A 23,398-nucleotide genomic window follows, 5' to 3' on the forward strand; every position below is an offset into this window, starting at 1 on the left:
TCACGACCCGGTTGAGCTTGCGCTTCCGCGCCGTGGCGCTGAGGTGGGGGGATCTCTCGGCGCCAGGTGCGGTTCGGGTGAGGGTGCCCCTGTGGCAGGTGGGGTTTGCGTGAGGGTGGCCCCCCGCGCCACCGTCTCACCGACGGAGAGGTGCGGTGCTCTGTCGTACGACCAAGGTGGTGGCCAACTCCATCCGGCTCGGCTCCGATGCCCCGACCGCGATCTGGCGGACGAGCATCCGCATCGCTGCCGCAGCCATCGCGGCGAGCGGTTGCCGGACGGTGGTCAGCGGCGGGTCCAGCCACTGGGAGATCGGGATGTCATCGAAGCCGACGACGCTGAGGTCGTCGGGAATCCGGACCCCACGGGCATGGGCGGCCTGGTACGCCCCGATCGCCTGCTCGTCGTTGCCGGTGACGATGGCGGTGGGTGGGTGGGGGTGGTCGAGCACCCTGCCGGCGGCGGCCTGTCCCTCCTCGCGGGTGAAGAGTGCCGGTGTCACCAGGGCAGGGTCGACGGCGTGTCCGGCCGCCTCGATCGCGTACCGGAACCCGGCCAGTCGAGCGCGTGCCGACTCCACGACCGGCGGCCCGGAGATCGCGGCGATCCGGGAGTGACCGAGGTCGAGCAGGTGCCGCGTGGCGTCGAATCCGCCCTGCCAGTTCGTGACACCGACCGAGAGCGTCTCGGGTCCGCAGTCGCCCATGGGATCCACCGCGACGTGCGGGATGGCGGCGGCGCGCAGCCGGCGAAGGTCCGAGCGCCCGAGCTGCTTGACGACCGCGGCGATGCCGTCGCTGCCACGGCGCAGGATCCGGTCGATCCACGGCGTCCAGGGTTGTGCGTACGGAAGGATCGACACGGCGACACTGAAGTCCGCGGACTCAGCGGTCTCGACCGCCCCTCGCAGGATCTCCTCCGCCCACGGGGTCGCGAGATTGTCGATGGCGAGGTCGATGAGGCCGGTCGCCTGGCGGGTGCGGCTGCGGAGATAGCCGTGGTGACTGAGCAACTCCTCCACCCGTGCCCTCGTGAGGGCGGCCACGTCATGCCTGCCGTTCAGGACCTTGGACACGGTCGGCACGGAAACCCCCGCCTCGGCGGCGATGGCCGCGAGCGTGACTGTGCGAGGACCCGCGGATCCGGGCATCTGGCCTCCCGTCGAGTGGTCGGTCGACGCGGGCGGAGCGAAGGTTCGGACCAGCCTTCCGGGCTCGGCGGGACGGCCTGCCCTGGTCCTGGTCAACGGCGCCGACCGAAAGTCGGAACCGAAACTGCGAGCGGATTTTCGGTAAGGATAGCCAGCAGGGGGAACCGGTGGAAATCGCCACCAGGGTGCCACGGCAAGATGGCCTACGTACGACCGAACAACCATGCAGGAACCGACAGGAGGATCCATGGCCACCACGCGGACCGCGAACGCCCACTGGGAAGGTTCCCTGATCGAGGGAGCCGGTCGGGTCTCGCTCGACTCGTCCGGTCTCGGGACCTACGACGTCACCTGGCCAGCGCGTTCCGAGGCCCCGAATGGCAAGACCAGCCCCGAGGAACTGATCGCGGCCGCCCACTCGACGTGCTACTCGATGGCGCTCTCGCACGGTCTCGCCCAGGCTGGGACGCCGCCGCGCGTGGTCGACACGAAGGCCGACGTGACGTTCCAACCGGGGGAGGGCATCACCGGCATCCACCTGACGGTCCGGGCGGACATTCCTGGTCTTGACGCCGACGCCTTCGCCAAGGCCGCCCAGACGGCGAAGGAGAACTGCCCGGTCTCCAAAGCGCTCGCGGGTACGACGATCACCCTGGACGCCGCCCTGGTCTGAGCTGGACCGGCTCGGTCACCATGCGGAGTTGTCGGAGGCTCACCTGCTTCTGCGCGGCAGACCTCCGACAACTCGACGGGTCGGCCAGCCTCGAGAGGGCCGCCTGCTACGGAGCCGCCGTTCCGGTCGTTCCGGTCTGATGGTCGGGCCATACCGGGGCGGGTACCCGGATGTCCTCGGCGTCGAAGATGGCCTTGAGCCGCAGCCTGAGCTCGCGCAGGACCCCGAAGTGTTGGTTGGCCGCACACCGGCCGATGACGCGGAGTGTGATCGAGTTACCCGTCACGGCTTCGATGCCGACCACCTTCGGCACCTCGAGGATGTTGTCGCGGAACGCGTCGTCCTCGGCGATCGCCTGCGCCACGCCGTTGATCAGTTCCTCCACCTGGGGGATGTCCTCGTCGGGGGCCACCTCGACGTCGAGGAGCAGGCTCGACCAGCCCTGGCTGCGGTTGCCGATCCGGATGACCTCGCCGTTGCGAACGTGCCAGAGGACCCCGTCGAAGCCGCGCAGCCGCGTCACCCGGAGGCCGACACCCTCGACCGTGCCCACGGCTTCGCCCATGTCGATGATGTCCCCGACGCCGTACTGGTCCTCGAGCAGCATGAACACGCCCGAGATGACGTCCTTGACCAGGTTCTGGGCCCCGAAGCCGAGGGCCACGCCGACCACGCCGGCACTCGCGAGGACCGGGCCCAGGGGATAGCCGAGGATCTCCAGGATCATCAGCACGATGACGCTTGCGGTCACCACAGTCGTCACGCTCTTGAAGAGCGAGCCCAGCGCCTGGGCCCGCTGCGCACGGCGTTCGTGATAGAGCGTGGCGTTGGTGCTGAGGATCTTGGCCGCCCGCTCGCTCCCGAAGAAGTGCTTGGGCGGGGCGAGGCCAGCGGTCTTGGAGACCAACCGGTCGATCAGCCGATTGACGATCAGGCGGATGACGACGCCGAGGATCAGCAGGAAGGCGATCCGTGCCGGCACCTCGGCCTTGTCGGCGAACTGGCTCCAGGTCAGCGCATACACCACCCGGCTCATTGTGCAGGGGCCACGAGACCGTGCCGATCCGGGGCCCCGCGGGCAGGACATGCCGCATGTGACGCGGAGCCACGAGGCGGGTTGCGCGCGGGCCCGGGCCGAGCGCCCGCTGGTCGGTCCGGGTCGGTACGGTGGCACCCGTGATGAACAGTCAGATGAGGGTCAGGCGGCTCCTTTCGTCGGCAGTCGTGGTAAGCGGTGCCGGCACGTTCCTCCTCACGGGAGCGGCGACCGCCTTCGGGGCGACGGCCCAGGGGACCGCCGTGGCGATGACCCCGCTCGAGGTGATCGGCATCTTCGTCGGCATTCCCGTCGGGCTCTTCGTCATCATCACTCTGCTCGTCATGGCGCCCGGAATGATCCGCGGCGCGCGCCAGCAGCCTGGTCTCTCCTGGTCCGGCCGGCCGGAATGGTTCGGCGCCAACCCTGACGCCGGCGAACTCGCCGCGGGCACAGGTTCGACGTCCAGCGACCGTCCCGCGGTCGCGTCCGCGAGTGCATCGGAGGAGGAGTCCGGGCCGGCGCTCGAGGGATCACCCTCCACCGAGCGAGGTGGCGCCGGTGGCCAGTGGTGAGACGTTCAGCCCACGTGAGCGCGCCGAGATCGAGCGTGCGGTACGCATCGCGGGCGAGCTCTCAGGGCTGACCTTCTCCACCTACGTCGGCCATGTCGACGGCGATCTGCGATCCTTCGCCGCCCAGGCGCACGCCGCGCTCCCGGACCCGGCGCGCTCTGTCATGATCCTGGTCGACCCCACCGCCCGGCGGATGGAGATCCTGACGGGGCGGGATGCCGGTCGGGTGTTGTCCGACGATGCCTGCCGGCTCGTCGTCCTGGCCATGCAGTCGGCGTTCGCTGTCGGCGATCTCGTGGGCGGGATCGTCACCGGGCTGCAGCAGCTTGGTGAGCACGCCCGGCGTCCCAGGACCGCCCATCTCGACGAGTCCTAGGGTCCGCCGACAGATCGCCACAATGGAGTGAGCGCGCGAGCGAGGGTGGGTGGTCCCGTCCACGCGGGCGCCAGGTGATTGTCCACGCGACCGAGCGACCGAACAGGTGAGCGCCGTGCAGACAGAACCGCTACCAGCAGCTCTCGAACCGCTCCCCGTTGGCTACCGCGCACTCTTCAGTCGCCTCCTCGCCGTCGTACGGGAGGACGAGCGGTTCCGTGCTTTCTGGCTCTCGGGTTCGTTGGCGCGCGGCGTGGCCGACGCCGGGTCAGACCTGGACGTGATCATTGCGGTACGCGACGACGACTTCGAGGCGTACGCAGAGAGCTGGCGCGACTGGCTCGCCACCATCACACCGGTTCTACTCGCTCGACAGATCCCGGACATGCCGGGAAGCTTCTACTCGCTGACCACCGACTGCCTGCGACTCGACGTGGTGGTCGAGCCGGTCAGTCGACTCGCGACGACGCCGTTTCGCCGGCGGGTCGTGGTCGTCGACCACGATGGCCTCGACGCTCAGGTGCCGCCGCCGGTCGACCGGGCGGGACCTGATCTGGAGCGGATGGCCTTCCTGGTCGAGGAGTTCTACCGGACGATGGCGAACTTTCCGCCGGCCGTCGTCGCCCGCGAGGACTGGCTGCTCGGGATCATGGGTGTCCAGAGCCACCGGCAGATGCTCTACGAACTGTTCGTCCAGGCCAACCAGCCGCTGCCTCCCATGGGGGTCAAGCAGTGGAGTTCGAAGTTGACGCCGGAGCAGCGGTCGGTGCTCGAGGACCTTCCGCCGCTCGACGTCGTTCCGGGTGTCCTGATCGAGGCGATGCGGGCCACTGCCGACGCGTGGCAGACAGCGGGCAGGGCGACCCTCGAAGCGGCGGGCGTTGCCTGGCCGGCAGAGCTGGCCGCCGCGACCCGGGCCTACTTCGATGCCGAGATCTCCCGCTGGGTCTGAACGGAGGCGCGGGCCTGGCCTCGTTCGACGCGGAGGTCGCCCGGCCAGGCACCTGCCCGTGGTCAGCCTTCGGCGTCGCGGGCCTGCGCACGCAGCGCGCGTTGCAGATCGGCGATCCCTTCGCCGACCAGTCGGCGTACCGCCGGCACCGGTTGGGTGTTGTCAACCCAGGCTTGCACCTTGTCCACCGTCTCCTGGGTGGCCAGCAGGCGGGGGAACAGTCCGACGAGCACCGCCTGGGCCATCTCGTTGGCCTTGCGTTCCCAGACCGCGCCTGCCGCGTCGAGGTAGGTGTCGACGTACCCCGCGAGCAGGTCCTCCTGTCCCGGCTGCCAGAACCCCCGGATCGTGTCGAACTGGGTCTGGTTGGGGATGTCGTCGCGCTCGACCGCGTCGCGCCAGGCGTCCGCCTTGGCAGCGGCGTCGGGCCGCGCCGCCCGGGCGTGTGCGGCCGCCTCCTGACCCTTGCTCGTACGGTCCCGCTCCAGTTCCTCGGTGATCTCGGCCTCTCCGAAGACGCCAAGTCGGGCGAGGCTCTGCACAAGACGCCAACGCAGCTCGGCGTCGACTGCCAGGCCGTCGAGGACCTCCGAGCCGTCGAGCAGCCCAGCCAGGAAGTCGGCGTGCTCGGCAAGCGCGGCGCCGGCGAAGGTCCGGACCAACGCCAGCTGGTGGTCGCTACCAGGCTCGGCGGCCTTGACGAGCGGGAGCAGGCCGTCGGCCCACGTCTTCCGTGCCTCGTTCCGGCGCACGGGCGCCGTGTAGACGTTGACCGCGGTGCCGGCAGTACGCAGCAGCAGCTGGACAACGTTGATGTCCGGTTCTGCCGCCACGCCGCCCAGCACCAGAGCGATGTAGTCGCGGGCCGGGATCTCGGCGTCACGGCACATGTCCCACGCGGCGGTCCAGGCGAGCGAGCGGGGCAGCGAGTCGGTGAACTCCCCGATGTGCCCGATCAGGGTGGCGAACGACCGGTCGTCGAGCCGGATCTTGGCGTACGTCAGGTCGTCGTCGTTCAGCAGGATCAGGTCAGGACGGGAGAGCCCCACCAGCTCGGGTACGTCGGTGTGCTCGCCGGTGACGTCCAGCTCGACCCGCGTACGCCGGACCAGGCCGGCATCGGTGCGGTCGTACAGGCCGATCGCGAGCCGGTGGGACCGAAGCGTCGGGTGCTCGGTCGCGGCCGACTGGACCACGCCGAACGACGTGAACCGCCCCTTGTCGTCGACGTCGAACGACGCCCGGAAGGTGTTGACCCCGGCGGTCTCGAGCCATTCCTTGCTCCATGCGACGAGGTCGCGACCGCTCGTCTCCTCCAGGCACACGCGCAGGTCGGCGAGAGTGGCGTTGCGCCATTCGTAGGCCTTGAAGTAGTGGCGCAGCCCTGCGAAGAACTCGTCCCGCCCCACCCAGGCGACAAGCTGCTTCAGCACGCTGGCGCCCTTGGCGTAGGTGATCCCGTCGAAGTTGACCTGGACGTCCTCGAGGTCGCCGATGACGGCCTGGATCGGGTGGGTCGACGGCAGCTGGTCCTGTCGGTAGGCCCAGGTCTTCTCGGTGTTGGCGAACGTCGTCCATGCATGAGCCCAGCGGGTCGTCTCCGCCTGGCAGAGAGTGCTCGCGTAGGTGGCGAACGACTCGTTGAGCCACAGGTCGTCCCACCAGGCCATCGTGACGAGATCGCCGAACCACATGTGAGCCAGCTCGTGCAGGATCGTCGTGGCGCGCCCCTCGTAGGCGGCGTCGGTCATCCGACTGCGGAAGACGTACTCGTCGCGGATCGTCACGCAGCCGGCGTTCTCCATCGCACCCATGTTGTATTCGGGTACGAAGAGCTGGTCGTATTTCTCGAACGGATAGGCGTAGTCGAACTGCTCCTCGAAGAACGCGAACCCGCGCTTGGTGACGTCGAAGATCTCGTCCGCATCGAGGTACTCCGCCAGGGACTGCCGGCAGAAGACCGCCAGCGGGATCTCGTTTGCCAGACCGGCGTAGGAGTCCCGGACCACGTGGTAGGGCCCGGCGACGAGTGCGGTGATGTAGGTCGAGATCCTGGGCGTCGGCGCGAACTCCCAGACCGCGGTGGCGCTCTCCCGCGCCGGCAGCCGCCGGGGCTCCGGGCTGGGCGAGTTGGAGACGACCTGCCAGTCGGCCGGTGCGGTCACCGTGAGCGCGAAGGTGCCCTTGAGGTCGGGCTGTTCGAACGTCGCGTAGACCCGCCGCGCGTCGGGCACCTCGAACTGGGTGTAGAGGTACGGCAGCTTGTCTACCGGATCGAAGAACCTGTGCAGGCCCTCACCGGTGTTCATGTAGCTCGTGTCGGCCACTACCCGCAGCTCGTTGTCGGTGGCGAGGTCGTCGAGGGTGATCCGTGAGTCGGCGTAGGCCGTCGCGGGGTCGAGAGCGCGCCCGTTGAGGACGATCTCACGGACTCGGGGAGCGATGAGGTCGACGAATGTGCTCGCGCCGGGTTCGGTGCAGCTGAACCGGATCACGGTCGTCGAGGAGTACGTCGTGGCCCCCGGGTCGGGCGCCGACGACAGGTCCAGCTCGACGTCGTAGCTGTGGACCGACAGGAGACGGGCGCGGGTGGCGGCCTCGTCGCGGGTGAGGTTCGTGCCAGGCATGGCCCTCATCCTTCCACGCGCGGTGTCACCGTCGCGAAAGAGTTGCGCAGGCCGGTCAATTGGGGAATGTCGCACGTCGGCGGTGAAGTTGCCCATGATGGGTCGTCGGTTCCCGGCCGCTGTGTGCGTCCGGTGTCTGCCCGCGGTTGCTATGCCCGAAATGTGCGGAGAAGGTGTGGGCGAGGTACGGAGAGTACGCCGAGAAGGTGCCGAGGACGTGTCGAGGATTTCCTGAGGAGATGGAGTGAGCATGGGCGATGAACGAGAGACCGCCGACTTCTGGTTCGACCCGGCCTGCCCGTGGGCGTGGATCACCTCCCGATGGATGGTGGAGGTGGAGAAGGTACGTCCGGTGAAGACTCAGTGGCACGTCATGAGTCTCGCGGTCCTCAACTCCGGCCGAGACCTGTCCGAGGACTACAAGAAGGGCCTGGAGACCTCGTGGGGCGCGGTCCGGATCGCGATCGCGGCCGCGCAGCAGGCGGAGAAGGACGGCGAGGACCCGAGTGAGGTCCTCGGCAGGTACTACACCGAGATCGGCACCCGCTTCCACCACGAGAAGAAGCCCCGCGAGCGCGCCACGTTCGAGGAGGCGCTCGAGGCGGCCGGCCTGTCGACCGACCTCGTCGACGCGGCCAACACGAACGACTACGACGACGCCCTCCGCGAGAGCCACAAGGAGGGCATGGATCTTGTGGGATACGACGTGGGTACGCCGGTGATCCGGGTGGCCGGATCGGCGTTCTTCGGCCCGGTCGTGTCACCGATCCCGCGCGGTGAGGACGCCGGCAAGCTCTGGGACGGCGTACTCCTCGTCGCCGGTACGGACGGTTTCTTCGAGCTCAAGCGCAGCCGGACGCGAGGCCCGGTCTTCGACTGACCCGTCGCCTCTCCGGCGACTGCCCCGGGCGACCATCTGCGTGACCGTCGCCGGTGATCATGACGGTGATCATGTTCGTGATCATGAAGGAAACGGGCTCACATGGCCCGAAAACTTTCATGATCATGGACATGATCACGGAACCGCGTTGCCGATCACGGATCAACTCCGTAGACCATGAGCTCGGCGACGGATGTGGTGGCCGCCTTCGACGAGGTGAGGCAGTCCGACATCGACAGCAGGTCAGACTCCTGTTCCCCGTGATACTCGGGATTGCCGGTGCACTGGGTCTCGAGGACGACGAGGCGCACGTGGGTTGCCTGGTTGTCCGGTACGTCGAAGTCGCGGAAGGTCAGGTCCGGGGTCACCGGGCGCGGCCTTGTGCCGGGGAAGGCCGCATCCGGAGACGTGTAGATGCGCCGCCACCGGTCGTGCTGGTCGACGGCGCAGGGAGCGAGCAGCTGCTGGGTGCAGACCTCGATGGCGAACGAACGCAGCGCGGTGAACCGGTCATGGGTCATCGCGCTGACGCGGACCGCGCGCACCCATGCCGGGTCGCGGCCGGCCAGGTCGACGGCGACCGCGGCCCGGCCGTCGCCGCTCTCGTTTCCCGTGCTCCCGTTCCCGGCGCTTCCGTCCCCCTCGCTCTCGTCCCCCTCGGCCCCGACCCCGTCGAGGCGGCGGACGGATCGAAAGTCGCGGTCGATCCGGTCATCGCTGGTGATCGTCCAGGCGGTACCTTCGCGTTCGTCGATGACCGACTCCGCCCCGATGTCGGCCGGTGTACTCGTCATCTCCGCGCCGTTGCGGGCCGAGGCGAGGTTGGGGTGTAGGCGCAGCGACAGGTACCGCGTCCTGCCCGGGTACACCGTCACACTCGCCCGTCCCATGCCGAACCCTGGTGCTGACCAGGTGAGCGCGTAGCGTCCCGGCACCAACCGCACTTCACGATCGCGCCCGGTCGTGGGATCGGAGTCGGCGACGGGGACCGCTTGGTGGACCGCCTGTCCCACAAAGACGCGCACCGGGACCGACGTGCCGTACGGATGGCTGAAGGCGCCGACGACCAGCGTCGCGGCCCGGAGCTCGCCGCCGGCCAGCGAGTCCGGGACCGTGAAGTCGGGTACCGCCGCGTGTCCGACGGACGGCGGCTGAGCCTCGGCCCCCAGACCGCGACGGGCGAACGCCTGCCACAGCTCGGTGGCGTTCGCGCCGTCGAAGCGCATCCGGTCGGCGGCGAGCAGTGCGTCGCGCGCGTCCAGCATCGACGCGTCGCTCTGCAGCAGCGGGAGCGAGTCGAACAGCAGCTGCACCCACCTCCGGTTCCCGGGGCACGCGGTCACCGGAACCGCACCATCTGCGCAGTGTCGCCCCAGATTCGCGCCCTCGGCCGTGGCTGCGTCGGCGTACTTCCGGATCAGGGCCGAACGGATGTCCCAGTTGACGGCGGCCCAGACGCTGGCGCGGTTCCTGACCAGCTCGGCCCCGCTCGGGTCGGCCCCGCTCGGGTCGGCCCCGCTCGGGTCGGCCCCGCTCGGGTCGCCAGCGCCGGCGGTGTCGGCGTAGGTGAGAGGGCTCCTCCCAAGCCGGTGGTCGCGAACACCCCGGATCCTGTTGCCGGCGACGTAGGCACCAATCGCGGTCGGCGAGCTCCCATCGGGGCCGGTACGCGCGTACTCCCACAGGTACTCCGCCGCGAGCAGGTCCGACCACGCTTCCCCGATCGCCCGGCCCTCCGGGGTCGTGAGCCCGGCGTCCGGTCCACCGACCATCCGGTTCGTCACGGCGTGCGCGTACTCGTGGGCGACGATCGTCGGATCGAGCGCACCGTCGACGCATGGCCCGTACCACCGGGCCGCCACCGGTTGGAAGAGGTAGAGGTTGGTGATGGCCGGTATGCCGTCCTGCAGGGTGACCTGGTTGGCGTCATTGCGCCCGAGATAGGTGGGGTAGCCGCCGGTCAGGGCGCCGGCCTGGATGAAGCCGGTCTGGCGGTCGCGACCAAGCCCGCCACGCCCCTTGTTGTCCAGCTGCAGGTTGCCGACGTCCTCGGTGAAACCGAGCTGGTACGTCCAGTCGTGCAGTTCGTTGTGGAGGTGGAAGACGTTGGCGACCGCTGCTCCCACGTCGTTGCCACCGGGGCGGAGGCCGGAGATGTCACACCCGGAGCGGCGCCAGGCGTCAGTCCATCTCGTTGCCATCGTCGCCGGGTTGTCGGCGGCCCGTCCGGGGACCCTTCGGGCCAGCGGACTGGTCCAGGCGGGCGACGTCAGTGCGTTGTTGCTTTCGGCGTTTCCGCCGGTGAACCCCTTGGTGGCCGGACCGAGATCGTCGACGGTCATGATCCCCGACATCGAGGGTTGGAGGATGGCCTCCCACACCGGGTTCACCGGGGTACGCGCAAGGCGTACACCACAACCCGGCTGGCAGTCCGGTCCATAGGCGGACGTGACCGGCGCTCGCGGGTCGTCCCCCTCGAGCGCTTGGGAAACGCGGTCGTGCCGGAGCAGCAGGTCGCCGGTCACCGCGTCGACGAACGACGTAGAGGCCAGCGCGGTGCCGTCCTGGACGTCGACGACGTTGACCTCGTACGCCGGCCGGACGCCTTGCGAGGGAAGGCCAACAGCGACGAGCCGGGCCTGCTGGACCTGCGTGAATCCGGCGACCGTGAAGCTCGTCCAGTCCCGGTGGTCGTCGGCCGGGGCGACCGGGCCGACGGCGTTGGCAGCTACCGGTCGCCCGAGCGCGTCGGCCGCCAACAGCCACGCCTCGGTCGGGGTGAGCGAGGCGGCAACCGGCGGGGGCGCGCTGCCGAAGGCGGAGGAAGACACGTAGGTGATGTCCCGACCCACGACGCCGAGAGCGATCAGGCCACCGGCGCCGGCGGGCAGGGCGCCGAAGCTTTCCCGGAGCAGGACCACCTGCGGTCCGCTGGCGGGAACGCCGGACTGCGCGCCGGCAACGGCACCCGTCACGGCACCTGTGTCGGCGTCCGTCGCCGGATCTGTCCCCACACTGGCGCCGGGGGACGAACGGAGGTTGGCGAGCGGCCCGGCGCGCACCAGTTCCAGTCGGCGCACCGCACCCGCGGACATCCGGAAGAGCAAGCGGTTGTCCCGGAGAAACCCGCGCGCGACCGCCACCGGTCCGCCCGCGCGGCTCGACGTGAACGCCGAACCGCGCGGCACCAGCGAGGCCGGCGTGCCGAACCGGGTCCACCGTACGTCGGCTCCGAGCGCCTCCACTCGGTCGAGCTGCCGCTCGGACGGTGCGACCCGACCCACGCGGTTGTCGAGGTCGGGGGCCGGGTCCGAGCGATCGAGCCCACCCACCTCGTCGGATCCTGACGGCCCACCCTCGGCCATCGCCGGTGGCGACACTCCGGCAAGGCCGATCGCGGCGACGAGCAACACTTCGCCCGCGACCACGGCAGGTTTCTGAACGACCCGCGCAACACTGCCGGGCAGTCGCATGACAGTCCTCCGTTGACCGAAGCCCACCCCGGTCGCGCCATTTGAGAATGCCCCATTAACCGGGTGCTTACGCAGAGAACGGGAAATTGCGAAAAAATTAACCGAGAGTAGCCAAATCAGGCTGGTCGGGACTGCGGCCGTGGGTGCGCCGGGCGCGCGGGCCCGCAGCGTGCGTACGCAGGCCGAATCCCAGGCCGGCCGCGACCATCGCCAGAACGGCCACTGTGCTCAGTGCGCCGGGAAGTCCGATCTGGTCGGCGAGAAACCCGATCACCGGCGGTCCTCCGAGCATGCCGACGTTGCCGATGGTCGACGCCAGTCCCACGCCGCGCGATCCGCCGATCGCACCGGCACGGGCCATCGCGATGGGGTACATGTTGGCGAGCCCCAGGCCGACCATGACCAGCCCGCCGAACGCAACGGCCAACCCGCCAGCCCATGCGGTCGCGAGGATCCCGGCGGCGGCGAGGACCGCGCCGCCGATCAGTACTTGTGCCTCACCGAACCACGCGATGAGCCATCCGCCGGTCAGCCGGCCGACGGCGATCGCGACCGAGTAGGCGCCGAAGCCGTACGCGGCGATTCCGGCCGGTGTGGCGAGGGTGTCGCGGAGGTGCAGGGCCGCCCAGTCGCCCACCGCGCCCTCGCCGTACGCCGTACACAGGGCGACGATCCCGAACAGGATCACGACGGTACGCAGGCCGGCCCGCTGCGCGGCAGGGCGTCCCGTGCTGACCGGCGTGGGTTCTGCCGCGCCCAGGGCTGGCACCGCACCGGCGGCGTGCGCCGTCGTGGCCTCGCGGTTCGGATCGGCCGCAGCGGACCGGAGCATGCGTCGTCCGGTCACCGCGACGACGAGAAGTCCACCGGCCGCCACCGCTCCGAGATGGCCGAGCGTGTCGAGGCGGTTAGCGAGGAGCCCACCTGCGACGGCTCCCACCAGTCCGCCGAGGCTCCACAGACCGTGCAACGCAGACATGATCGCCCGGCCGGTCGCACGTTCGACCTCCACCGCCGCGCTGTTGAGCGCGACCACCAGGACGCCGTAGATGGCCCCGAACGCAAGGAGGACGGCGCCGAGGTGGACCGGCGACCGCGCGAGCGCGGGGAGGATCAGGGCGCCGCAGGCCAGGGGAAAGGTCGCGACGATGAGGGCACGGGTGCCGAGGCGTACGCAGAGGCGGCCGCCGACGTACATCGACACCGCCGTACTGAACGTCATGCAGAGCAGCGCGAGTCCGAGTGCGGTGGCCGACGCACCCACCTGCTCCTTGATCTCGGGGACGCGGACGACCCAGCTCGCGAAGAGGACGCCGTCGGCGGCGAAGAGGACCGTGAGCGGGTATAGCCGGGTCACGGGCAGGTGGCTCGTCGCGGACGTTCCGGGCACGGGCGGGTCTCCTGACAGGGAGATGGTGGTCAGGCGGATGACTTCGCTGGCTGGCGTCGGGTGGTCAGGCGGGTGACTTCGCTGCCTGGGGTCGGGTGGTCGGGACGATGGCGAAGCGGAGGGCGAGGGCGAGGGAGCACCCGACGGCCGTGAGGACCACCACACTCGACAGGGCGGCCGGCAGTCCCGCGCGATCGGCGAGGAAGCCGATGACGGGCGCCTGGCTGAGCACGCCGAGGCCGGCGATCATCGAGACCCGGCTCACGCCACGGGGACCGCCGAGCAGCCCGCCACGCGAGATGGCGAGGGGATAGACGTTGGCCAGTCCGGCGCCGACCACGACATAGGCGCCGAACGCCAGTGGGAGCCCGCCGGGCAGCTGTCCCGCCCAGGCGGCGACCAGCATGCCAACGCCTGCGACGGCGAAGCCTCCGGCCAGGACGGTGGTGTCGCCGAGCCGGCGGATCAGGAACGCGCCCGCGAAACGCCCCGCCGCGATCGCGCCCGCATACGCCGCGTATCCGTATCCCGCGACGGCAGCTGATGCGCCCAGATCCTCGCGGAGGTGAAGTGCCGCCCAGTTGTTGTTGGCGTACTCGCTGAACGCCGTGCAGGCAGCAACCACGCCGAAGAGCAGCACGACCCACCGGACGGCGCGCCACTCCTTCCGACCGGTGCCAGTGTCGGTGCCAGTGTCGGTGCCAGTGTCTGTCGGGGTGGAGTCGCCGGCGTCGGTACCCGCGTCGGTACTCGTCGTCGTGCCCGGGACCCCACGATCCGGTTTTCCGGCGGACGAACGAACTGATCGGAGCAGGATCGTGCCGCACCAGATCGTGGCGAGCAGCCCGAGTGCCGCCGTGAGACCGAGGTGGACGGCGGGGGAGAGGTGCGCCGCCGCGTAGCCGCCGGTCGCGGCGCCGGCCAGCCCGCCGACGCTGAAGATGCCGTGCAGCCCTGGCATCAGGGGGTTGCCGCTGTCCATGGCGACCTCGACCGCGGTGCTGTTGAGCGCGATGTTGAACGTCGCCTGGGAGACGCCGAAGCCGACGAGGGCGGCGCCGAGCGTGGGCGGCGAGACCGCGAGGGCAGGAAGGATGAGCACCGTGCTGAGCAGGGTGGCGGCCACGACGAGGACCCGGCGGGTCCCGAAGCGCACGCACAACCGCCCCGCGGCGAACGTCGCGGCGAGCCCACCGATCGATCCGCAGAGCAGGGCCAGACCGAGTTCGCCCGCGGTCGCCGCCACCTGGTCCTTGACGTCAGGGACGCGGACCAGCCAGTTGGCCGGAAGGAAGCCGACGATGGCGAAGAAGCCGGCGAGGGCGTACGACGGAGCACGAGCGGACCGGGCTTGGCGTCGAGCACCGAGGTCCTGCGGCTGCGGCACGGGAGTCCTTCGAGCTGAGGTAGTTGCCATGCGCGGGTCGCGCGGGTAACTTGCGCTGAAATTAACAGGCAGGGTTCCTAATGAAAAGTGGTGTGACCAGGTCGCGGACAGCCGCTGCCCTCTCCTCGCCGGCACCGCCCTCGCAGGAGTCGGCCGCGCAGGAGTCGGCCGCGCAGGAGTCGGCCGCGCAGGAGTCGGCCGCGCAGGAGTCGGCCGCGCAGGAGTCGGCCGCGCAGGAGTCGGCCCTGTCGGCAGCTGCACCTGCGACACCCCGGACCGCGAGGCTCATCAACGACCGACTCGCCTTCGACCTCCTGCTCGATCGTGGCCCGCTGACCCGTGCGCAGCTGCGGAACCTGACCGGGTTGTCCGGGCCGACGGTCTCTGATCTGGTCCACCGGCTCGAAGCCGCGGGACTGGTCGCGCCCGTGGGCGAAGCGGGGACGGAACGGCGCGGCCCGAACGCCACGCTCTACGGTGTCGTCGCCGAGCGTGCGCATGTCGCCGGAGTGGAGGTCCGGTCCGATAGCGTCGTCGCGATCCTCACCGACGCCACCGGCCGCCTGGTGGGAGAGGCCGCCGTCTGTCAGGACCCGGCCATCGCGCCCGACCGGATTGTCGGGGCGGCGCTCGACGGAGCACTCGTTGACGCTGGCCTGCTCGACGACCAGCTTCGGATGGTGGTGGTCGGAACGCCCGGGCTGGTGGATCCGGCGACGGGCGACCTCAGCTTCGTGGCGACGCTGCCGACCTGGCACGCCAACGTCCTACCTGGGCTGCGCAGGCGCTACGGGGACCGGGTCCTGGTCGAGAACGAGGTCAATCTCGCCGCGTTGGCGGAGCACCGGCTGGGCGCTGCACGTGGACGGGACACCTTCGCCCTGCTGTGGTTGGACGTCGGCATCGGGGCGGCGATCGTCCTGAACGGAGAGCTTCTGCGAGGTGCCTCCGGAGGCGCGGGGGAGCTGGCCTACCTGCCGGGCGCCGGCGGGTCGTTCCAGTACACCGCCGGTGGTGCGGCGGTGAGCGACTTGGCAGCGACGTACCTACCTGACCGCCCAGGCGAGCCCCATGGGCAAGGCGAGCGCGATGGGACGGCGTCGCCGGGTGCGTTGGTGGCGGCCGCGGTCGGGCCCGACGCGATGCCCGGGTCTGCGGCATTCCTCGATGCCGTGGCCGATCGGGTGGCGGCAGGCGCGGCGGCGATCTGCGCGGTGCTCGATCCGGGGTACCTCGTCCTGGCGGGCGAGGTGGGCCGGGCCGGCGGCGACCAGCTCGCCAACCGGGTGGCCGAGCGCCTGGCCGACGCCGTGCCCCTTCCGACCCAGGTCGTCGCGGCCACCGTAGGAGGGCCGCCAGCGCCCGAGCCGGCGGCTGGTCCTGATGCGGGCGCACGTGTCGCGGACAGTCCGGTGCTCCGAGGTGCCGTGCTCGTCGCGCTCGATCGCGTCCATCGCGACACCTTCACCCGGTAGGGAGGTGGCGTTCGGCAGGTCCGCGGCTGTCAGACTCTGCCTCATGCGTGTGCACCTGGGATCGGACCATGCGGGATTCAAGCTGAAGCAGCAGCTGGGTCGGTGGCTCGCCGACAACGGCTACGAGGTCGTGGACCACGGACCGGTGACGTACGACCCGGACGACGACTACCCGCCGTACTGCCTCCGCGCCAGCGAGGCGGTCGTCGGCGAGCCCGGGAGTCTTGGCATCGTCCTCGGCGGCTCCGGCAACGGCGAGCAGATCGCGGCCAACAAGGTCCCTGGCGTGCGCGCCGCCCTGGCCTGGAGCGAGGAGACCGCTCGGCTGGCCAGGCAGCACAACGAGGCCAACGTGCTCGCGATCGGCGCCCGCATGCACTCGCCCGACGAAGCGACGCGCTTCGTCAAGGCGTACTTGACGACCGGCTTCTCCGCCGAGGAGCGCCACGCCCGACGGATCGCGATGCTTGCCGCGTACGAGAAGACCGGCGTCGTCCCTGCCCTGCCCGGGTAGCAGGACAGGGCCTGGGTCAGAACGGGGTGTCGAGCCAGGGGAGCGGGTCGTGGCGGAACGCCCTGTCGAGGGCGGCGAGACTGCCGGGCGTGCGTTCGTCGACGAGACCCGCGGCTCCGAGGGAGTGGAGAACCGGCCGGCCGAAGAACGCCGCCGCGAGGTCGACGACGTCGATCACGAGGTCCGGCTCGCGGGTGACCCTTCCGCAGGAGGCCCCGGTCGCGTCACCCGCAAGGTGCCAGCGGCCGGAGTTCCATGGACAGAAGTCGTCGCGGACCTCGACCACGACATCGACCGGTGTGGCATAGGTACGCGAGGCCAGCGCACGACCGACGTCGACCAGCCTGGCCCACAGGCCGTCACGGATCTTCAGCTGCGCCTGCCGGAGGTCGACGAGGAGGGAGAGCAGCGGGTCGTCGACGGCGAGGCGGCGGTGGGTTGTCGTGGACGCGAGGTCCTGGTCGAGCAGGAATCCCCACAGCGCTGCGGAGGACGCGGGGTCGGTGGCGTGCACCCGTTCGACCACGGTCGTACCGTCCGGGCCGCGCTGGCTCCACGATGCCTTCGTACGAAAGTAGGCGTAGCCGGTCGTTCGCCCCTCACGCTCGGCGAGGACGCACCGCAACGGGCTCGCACCGTGTCGAATGCTTGCCGGGTCGGCGACCTCACCGCGGCGCCACGGCTCGGTGTGCCTGAACATTCCCGGCCGGGTCGCGACGATCTGTTCGCGCAGGTCGGCGCAGAGGTCGAGCGCCTTGTCCTTGTCCGCATACCGCAGGGTCACCTCGCGAGATCCGGGGACGGCCCGGAGCGACCGGTGGGCCCGTGGGATCTCGACAGAAGCGACCTCGGACGCCAGTCCGTAACCGAACCGGCCGTAGATCGCGGGTTCGGACGCGGTGAGCGCGGCCACCGCCTCGGCCCCGGTCTCGTGCAGCGCCGTCAGCTGTTGGCGCATCAGCGCGGTCAGCACGCCGCGTCGCCGGTGCGTGGGGAGGACTCCCACCATGCTGACGCCCGCGACCGGGAGGGGCCCACCAGGCGCTGTCATCGTGAAGGAGTAGGCGCAGGTGTGGCCGACCACCTCGTCGCCGTCCATGGCGCCGATGCTCCGGTCGGGTTCGAACCGGGCCCGATCGACATCCTGCTCGTCTGCCGGCCAGTCGGAGCCGAACGACATCTCGATGATCCGGACCACGTGAGTCCACGCGTCGGCACCGAGCGGCTGCATCTGGACGGTCATCGCGTCCTGCTTGTCATCACGAGCCAATGCCTACCAGATGCGAGCGACACCCGCCCAGCAGGTTTTCCGCAGCCGATCTCGGACCTGGCGCGGCGCTCGAAAGGATTTGTGCGATAACCGTCTCGCCATTTTCTGGCGGAACCGCCGAAGGTCTTGTTATCTTTGGAATTTCGTTCGCGAATTCAAAGGACAAGCTCTTGATCAGCATTCGGCAGGAGAAATGAACGAGACAAATAATACCGCGAATTCCAGTTCTCCGTCAACTCAACTGTCGACGGAGATCGCGTCCGAACAGCAGTACGTCTCGATGCTGTACGACCGTCTCGATGCCCTTCGGGAAAGGGCGAGTATGCGCCTGGGTCAGGCTCATCGCGGACCTCATGCCGAACACGACCAGGCATTCTCCGAGCGCCAGTCTTTCCACGAGTTGTATTCCGGCCGGCTTGCCCAACTCTCTGCGGTCGAGCGGGGGCTTTGTTTCGGCCGTCTCGACATGGACGACCGGACGCGAACGTATATCGGCAGGATGGGATTGTTCGACGACGACTACGAAGCGCTGTTGGTCGACTGGCGGACCCCGGTCGCCCAGCCGTTCTACCGGGCCACGCCTGCCGAGCCTGCCGGTGTCGTACGGCGGCGATATCTGCGCACCCGCGGCCGGCAGGTGATCGACATCGAGGACGACCTGCTCGACCTCGCCGCGCTGGACGACGAACAGCGGAGCCACCTGTCCGGCGAAGGGGCCCTGCTGGCCTCCCTCGCCTCAGGCCGGACAGGACGGATGGCCGACATCGTGGCGACCATCCAGGCCGAACAGGACAAGGTGATCCGCTCCGACCTCGACGGCGTTCTGGTGGTCGAGGGCGGTCCAGGTACCGGCAAGACGGTCGTGGCCCTGCACCGGGCGGCGTACCTGCTCTACACCCATCGCACCCGACTGGCCAAGCGTGGAGTGCTGATCCTCGGTCCGAACCTCACGTTCATGCGCTACATCGACCAGGTGCTGCCGTCACTCGGCGAGACCGAGGCCGTGCTGGCGACCGTGGGGGAGCTGTATCCCGGCGTCGTCGCGACCGGGCACGAGCCCGCCGAATCGGAACGGGTGAAGGGCGACCAGCGGATGGCTGACGTCCTCGCGACCGCGGTAGGCCAACGCCAGTGGGTGCCTGACACCGACCTCGAGATCGTCGTGGAGAAGGAGGCGTACACCCTGACGCCGGAGGTCTGTCGCCGCGCGCGGGACCGTGTGCGAGCGCGGTCGGTGGAAACCGGCGAGGACCAGCACAACCGGATGCGGCGCCACTTCGTCAGGGAGATCCTCGACGACCTCACGGCGCAGGGCGTCGCGAGGCTGGGCGCCGAGCTGCTCGGTCCCGCTGACGTCGAAGACGTCCGACAGGAGTTCCGCTCGTCGCCCGCCGTCCACGACGTGCTCGACGACCTCTGGCCGGAGCTGACCCCGGAGCGGTTCCTCACCGATCTCTTCCGTTCCCCCGAACGCCTGGACGCCGCGGCGCCGGACTTCACCGCCGCCGAGCGGGCCGCCCTCGTCCGTGCACCCGGGCACCCGTGGACGCCGGCCGACGTCCCGATGCTCGACGAGGCCGCGGAGCGACTCGGCGACCTCGACGCGACCATCGCCGGAGCGACCAGCGCCGCCGTCCGGCAGCGCGAGACAGCGGCGGAAGAGTTCGCCTACGTCCGCGCGACCATGGAGATGCAGGCGGAGTACGGACAGCTCGCCGCCACCCCGGACGACATCGGCCCGGTCGCCGAGATGGTGTCCGGTCGCTACCGCGAGAACCGGCGTCCTGGACCGGCGGCGGACTCGGCGCTCGCCGACCGGGAGTGGACCTACGGCCACGTCATCGTCGACGAGGCGCAGGAACTCTCGGCGATGGCGTGGCGGATGGTCATCCGGCGGTGTCCCGCCCGGTCGATGACGGTCGTCGGCGACCTCGCGCAGGCCAGCGCGCCCGGGGGAGCGCCGTCGTGGGCGGACGCCCTCGATCCGTACGCCGGCGGCCGGTGGCGGACCGAACGCCTCACGGTCAACTACCGCACGCCGAAGCAGATCATGGCCCTCGCCGGCGACGTACTCGCGGCGATCGATGCCGGGCTGCAGCCGCCGCGTTCGGTGCGGAACGGTCTGCCGCCGTGGAGCCGGCAGGTCGACGCGGGCGAACTGGCCGGTGTCCTCCCGGACCTGGTGGCGGCGGAACTGCGCGCGGTCACCGACCCGGCCGCGCATGACGACGGTGAGGACCTGGCCGGAGCCGGACGGGTCGCCGTCGTCGTGCCGTCCGCGCGACTCGCCGACGTGACGGCCGCGCTCGGGCCTCTCGCACCGGGGACGGCCGCGGGCGGCACCGCGTCGGTGCTCGACTCCCGGGTGGCGGTCCTGACCGTGGCGCAGGCGAAGGGGCTGGAGTTCGACGCCGTGATCGTCGTCGATCCGGCCGGCGTCCTGGCGGAGTCCGCGCGTGGGGCGGGCGACCTCTACGTCGCGGTGACCCGGGCGACCCGGCGGCTCGGGGTGGTGTCGGTCGGCCCGCTCCCCGGCGTACTCGCCCGCCTGCCCCGCCGCGCCGGAGCCGCCGCCGAGGAATGATCCCGCTGCGGAAAAGATCACGCGGGCGGCATTCCGGGCTGTGGACGGGGCTTCCCACGAGGGCGCCGGGACGTTAGGCATATGGTCGTACGAAAATTCTCGGGCGAAGGGAACCGCTCCGGTGAAGGTTTCACACGTTGGTGTCGTCGGACTGGGCGGCATCGGAGGCATCCACATCGCCGGCTGGCGCCGGCTGGGTGTCGAGGTGCACGGCTACGACGGCGTCGCGGAGGCGAGGGACCGCGCCCGCGACGAGCTCGGCGTCGTCGTCCACGCCGACCTGGACGACCTCTACTCCGCCGTCGACGTGGTCGATGTCTGTACGCCGACCGACAGCCATGCCACCCTCGCGCTCGCCGCCGTCAGAGCTGGCCGCGCGGTGGTGTGTGAGAAGCCGCTGACCCGCACGGTCGCGGAGGCGGACGAGCTGGTCGCGGCCGCACGGGACGCGGGCGTGCAGCTGCACGTGGCCCAGGTGGTGCGGTTCTTCGCCGAGTACGCCGCCGCGCAGGCAGCGGTCGCCACCGGCCGGATCGGGCAACCGGCGGTGCTCCGGCTCAGCCGGGAGGGTGGCATGCCTGGTGCCGACCGCTGGTACCACGACATGGTCCGGTCCGGCGGGATCATCTGCGACGTGATGATCCACGACATCGACTACGCCCGGTGGATCGCCGGCGATGTCGTCCGGGTCTACGCCCGCACCCTCCGACCGTCGGGACCGCAGAACGGCGCGACCCATGCGTACGCGATCCTCACCCACGCGAGCGGCGCGATCACGCACCTCACCGCCTCGTGGGCCCGCACCGGCGTGCCGTTCCGGACCAGCTTCGAGCTGGCCGGCAGCGAGGGGTTGCTGGAGTACGCCACAGACCAGCGGGCCGCTCTCCGCACGGCGCCGCCGGAGCTGGCCCGCTCGGCCGGCATGATGCTCGACGAGGATCCCTGGGCCGCCGAGCTCCGCGAGTTCCTCGCGGCGATGCGCGGCGGGCCGGCACCACGGGTGAGCGCCGAGGACGGCCGCGCTGCCCTCGCGATCGCCCTTGCCGCCGTGGAGTCCGCCGAGACCGGGCGGGCGATCGAGCTGCCGGTCGGTCCCGATCCGTATCAGGGCAGCGCTCCCTCGTCCGCGCAGTCCTTGTCCGAGCAGGTGGAGGTGGCGACGTCATGACGACCGCACCGGAACAGCGGCCGCTGAAGCTGGGAATCCTGTCCTTCGCCCACCTGCACGGCGCCGGCTACGCCGGGTTGCTCGCCGGCCGGCCCGACATCGAGCTGCGGGTCGCCGACGAGGACGCCCAGCGCGGCAAGCGGATCGCCGACACGAACAGGATTCCGTTCGTGTCGTCGTACGCAGAACTCCTCGACTGGGGCCCCGACGGCGTCGTCATCTGCTCGGAGAACGCCGGCCACCGGGTCCTCACCGAGCAGGCCGCCGCGGCGGGCGCGCATGTGCTCTGCGAGAAGCCGCTCGCCACGTCACTCGCCGACGGCAAGGCCATGATCGCGGCCTGCGAGGCAGCGGGGGTACGCCTGATGACGGCGTTCCCGGTCCGGTTCTCCCTGCCCATCGCGCGGTTGGAACGCCTGGCGCGCGAGGGCGCGCTCGGCCGGATCCACGGCATCGCGGGCACCAACCCGGGCACCATGCCGGGTGGCTGGTTCGTCGATCCCGACCTGGCCGGCGGCGGGGCGGTCATGGACCACACCGTCCACGTGGCCGACCTGATGCGCTGGATTCTCGGCTGCGAGGCGGTCGAGGTCTACGCCCAGACCAACCGGATCCTCTACCCCGACCTGCCGGTCGAGACGGCGGGCAACATCGCCGTGACGTTCACCGACGGGACGGTCGCGACGATCGACTGCAGCTGGAGCCGGCCGAAGTCCTTCACCACCTGGGGCGGCGTGACGCTCGAGTTGGTCGGCGACGACGGCGTGGCGACCGCGGACGCGTTCGCCCAGACGCTGACGTCCTACCACGACGGGCCGGGACGCAGCGGTGGTCAGGATGTGGCGCAGGTGCCATGGGGGTCCAATGCCGACGCCGGCATGGTGGCCGAGTTCATCGCCGCGATCCGCGAGGACCGGGCGCCGAGCCCGGACGGCTGGGACGGCTACCGCGCCACCGAGATCGCGTTCGCCGCGTACCAGTCGGTCGAGACCGGTCAGCCGGTCCGCCTCCCCCTCGAGGCGTAGCAGGGGACGGGGCGGGTCGGCCTGAGCGTCGTTCGGCCCGCAGGGGAGACTTGCGGGCGTGCGGGAAGACGAGTCGCCGAAGGACCGGTTCGTGACGGTGTACGGGTTCCGGCCGGTTCTCGCGGCCCTCACCGACGACGGACTCACGATCGACAAGGTGATGGTGGCCGAGGGCGCGCGTGGGCCCTCCGTTCGCGAGATCGTGGCGACGGCGGAGGCGCGGCGGATTCCGGTCGTCCGCGTCCCGCCCGCGCGGATCTCGCTGCTGTCCGGCAGCCCGCGTCACGACAACGGCGTTCTGGCCGACGTGGTCGCCCCACAGATGCGGTCCCTCGCCGGGGCGCTCGACCGACGGCACCACGAGCGCCCGCGGACCCTCCTGCTCCTCGACGGGATCACCACGCCGGCGAACGTCGGCATGATCCTGCGGACAGCCACGGCCGCCGGCCTGGACGGCATCGTCGTACCGCATCGTGGGGTCGCCGGCATCGATCCACTGGTGGTCAAGGCGTCTGCCGGCGTGGCGTTCCGGGCGCCCATCCTGCGCAGCGAGACGACTGCGGACGCGGCCGAACGGCTGGTCGAGGCGGGCTACGCGCTGGTCGGCCTGTCCGCCGACGCTCCGGCCACGCTGTTCGACCTGCCGCTTCCCTCGCACGTGGCGTTCGTCCTCGGCAGCGAGACCACGGGTGTCACCGCAGACGTCCGGCGCCATGTCGCCGAGTGGGTACGCATCCCGATGCCGGGCGCGGTCGAGTCGCTGAACGTCGCCAGCGCCGCGGCCGTCGTCTCGTTCGAGGTCGTACGCCGGGTCACGGCCGCCGGCGCCCGGTCCTGACGGCC

18 protein-coding genes are annotated in these 23,398 nt (G+C 70.4%); 11 read left to right on the forward strand and 7 right to left on the reverse strand.

Annotated features, from left to right (window positions below; translation table 11 throughout):
- Positions 1 to 136 precede the first annotated feature (136 nt).
- Positions 137 to 1,150 carry a LacI family DNA-binding transcriptional regulator gene (locus ABNF93_RS09775; RefSeq protein ID WP_349327557.1) on the reverse strand — a complete coding sequence of 338 codons (1,014 nt, stop codon included), beginning with the start codon at positions 1,148 to 1,150 and terminating at the stop codon, positions 137 to 139.
- 247 nt (positions 1,151 to 1,397) lie between these two features.
- Here ABNF93_RS09775 and ABNF93_RS09780 point away from each other — a divergent pair, with 247 nt between their 5' ends.
- Positions 1,398 to 1,823 (forward strand): OsmC family protein, encoded by a 426-nt coding sequence (locus ABNF93_RS09780; RefSeq protein WP_349327558.1) that lies wholly within the window; start codon positions 1,398 to 1,400, stop codon positions 1,821 to 1,823.
- 106 nt (positions 1,824 to 1,929) lie between these two features.
- Here ABNF93_RS09780 and ABNF93_RS09785 read toward each other — a convergent pair whose 3' ends face one another.
- Positions 1,930 to 2,859 (reverse strand): mechanosensitive ion channel family protein, encoded by a 930-nt coding sequence (locus ABNF93_RS09785; protein ID WP_349327560.1) that lies wholly within the window; start codon positions 2,857 to 2,859, stop codon positions 1,930 to 1,932.
- 155 nt (positions 2,860 to 3,014) lie between these two features.
- Between ABNF93_RS09785 and ABNF93_RS09790 the strand changes: the two genes are divergently transcribed.
- From ABNF93_RS09790 to ABNF93_RS09800, 3 genes are all read left to right on the forward strand, one after another.
- Positions 3,015 to 3,434: a hypothetical protein gene (locus ABNF93_RS09790; protein ID WP_349327562.1), complete on the forward strand. Its 420-nt coding sequence runs from the start codon at positions 3,015 to 3,017 to the stop codon at positions 3,432 to 3,434.
- Positions 3,421 to 3,810, forward strand: coding sequence for a DUF5130 family protein (locus tag ABNF93_RS09795; RefSeq protein WP_349327564.1), 390 nt, complete (start codon positions 3,421 to 3,423; stop codon positions 3,808 to 3,810). Before ABNF93_RS09790 ends, ABNF93_RS09795 begins: the two co-directional genes overlap by 14 nt.
- A gap of 115 nt (positions 3,811 to 3,925) precedes the next feature.
- Positions 3,926 to 4,762, forward strand: coding sequence for a nucleotidyltransferase domain-containing protein (locus tag ABNF93_RS09800; RefSeq protein WP_349327566.1), 837 nt, complete (start codon positions 3,926 to 3,928; stop codon positions 4,760 to 4,762).
- A 62-nt stretch (positions 4,763 to 4,824) separates the two neighbouring features.
- On the opposite strand, the gene pepN is transcribed toward ABNF93_RS09800, so the two are convergent.
- Positions 4,825 to 7,389, reverse strand: coding sequence for an aminopeptidase N (gene pepN, locus ABNF93_RS09805; RefSeq protein ID WP_349327568.1), 2,565 nt, complete (start codon positions 7,387 to 7,389; stop codon positions 4,825 to 4,827).
- A 250-nt stretch (positions 7,390 to 7,639) separates the two neighbouring features.
- On the opposite strand from pepN, the gene ABNF93_RS09810 reads away from it, so the two are divergent.
- Positions 7,640 to 8,269, forward strand: coding sequence for a mycothiol-dependent nitroreductase Rv2466c family protein (locus ABNF93_RS09810; protein ID WP_349327569.1), 630 nt, complete (start codon positions 7,640 to 7,642; stop codon positions 8,267 to 8,269).
- 155 nt (positions 8,270 to 8,424) lie between these two features.
- Here the strand turns inward: ABNF93_RS09810 and ABNF93_RS09815 are convergent, their stop codons facing one another.
- The 3 genes from ABNF93_RS09815 to ABNF93_RS09825 form a co-directional block, all read right to left on the reverse strand.
- A complete protein-coding gene (locus tag ABNF93_RS09815; RefSeq protein WP_349327570.1) occupies positions 8,425 to 11,742 on the reverse strand; it encodes a M36 family metallopeptidase in 3,318 nt (1,105 codons plus the stop codon).
- A gap of 97 nt (positions 11,743 to 11,839) precedes the next feature.
- Positions 11,840 to 13,132, reverse strand: coding sequence for an MFS transporter (locus tag ABNF93_RS09820; RefSeq protein WP_349327571.1), 1,293 nt, complete (start codon positions 13,130 to 13,132; stop codon positions 11,840 to 11,842).
- Between the two features lie 64 nt (positions 13,133 to 13,196).
- Positions 13,197 to 14,519 carry an MFS transporter gene (locus tag ABNF93_RS09825; protein ID WP_349327573.1) on the reverse strand — a complete coding sequence of 441 codons (1,323 nt, stop codon included), beginning with the start codon at positions 14,517 to 14,519 and terminating at the stop codon, positions 13,197 to 13,199.
- 92 nt (positions 14,520 to 14,611) lie between these two features.
- On the opposite strand from ABNF93_RS09825, the gene ABNF93_RS09830 reads away from it, so the two are divergent.
- Both ABNF93_RS09830 and ABNF93_RS09835 read left to right on the forward strand, forming a co-directional pair.
- Positions 14,612 to 15,994 (forward strand): ROK family transcriptional regulator, encoded by a 1,383-nt coding sequence (locus tag ABNF93_RS09830; RefSeq protein ID WP_349327574.1) that lies wholly within the window; start codon positions 14,612 to 14,614, stop codon positions 15,992 to 15,994.
- A gap of 43 nt (positions 15,995 to 16,037) precedes the next feature.
- On the forward strand, positions 16,038 to 16,508 hold the full coding sequence (locus ABNF93_RS09835; RefSeq protein ID WP_349327575.1) for a ribose-5-phosphate isomerase: 471 nt from the start codon (positions 16,038 to 16,040) through the stop codon (positions 16,506 to 16,508).
- Between the two features lie 16 nt (positions 16,509 to 16,524).
- On the opposite strand, the gene ABNF93_RS09840 is transcribed toward ABNF93_RS09835, so the two are convergent.
- Positions 16,525 to 17,751, reverse strand: a complete 1,227-nt coding sequence (locus ABNF93_RS09840; protein ID WP_349327577.1) for a GNAT family N-acetyltransferase — start codon at positions 17,749 to 17,751, stop codon at positions 16,525 to 16,527.
- Positions 17,752 to 17,971: 220 nt separating this feature from the next.
- Between ABNF93_RS09840 and ABNF93_RS09845 the strand changes: the two genes are divergently transcribed.
- From ABNF93_RS09845 to ABNF93_RS09860, 4 genes are read left to right on the forward strand one after another with little or no spacing between them, the layout of a single operon-like run.
- Positions 17,972 to 20,362 carry a HelD family protein gene (locus ABNF93_RS09845; protein ID WP_502877566.1) on the forward strand — a complete coding sequence of 797 codons (2,391 nt, stop codon included), beginning with the start codon at positions 17,972 to 17,974 and terminating at the stop codon, positions 20,360 to 20,362.
- 40 nt (positions 20,363 to 20,402) lie between these two features.
- A complete protein-coding gene (locus ABNF93_RS09850) occupies positions 20,403 to 21,530 on the forward strand; it encodes a Gfo/Idh/MocA family protein (protein ID WP_349327579.1) in 1,128 nt (375 codons plus the stop codon).
- Complete coding sequence (locus ABNF93_RS09855; RefSeq protein ID WP_349327580.1) at positions 21,527 to 22,555, forward strand: Gfo/Idh/MocA family protein; 1,029 nt, start codon at positions 21,527 to 21,529, stop codon at positions 22,553 to 22,555. The genes ABNF93_RS09850 and ABNF93_RS09855 overlap by 4 nt, the downstream gene beginning before the upstream one ends.
- 58 nt (positions 22,556 to 22,613) lie before the next feature.
- Positions 22,614 to 23,393 (forward strand): TrmH family RNA methyltransferase, encoded by a 780-nt coding sequence (locus ABNF93_RS09860; protein ID WP_349327582.1) that lies wholly within the window; start codon positions 22,614 to 22,616, stop codon positions 23,391 to 23,393.
- Positions 23,394 to 23,398: the final 5 nt, after the last annotated feature.

The sequence above is a fragment of the Actinopolymorpha sp. B9G3 genome, assembly GCF_040120725.1.
Lineage (GTDB): Bacteria > Actinomycetota > Actinomycetes > Propionibacteriales > Actinopolymorphaceae > Thermasporomyces.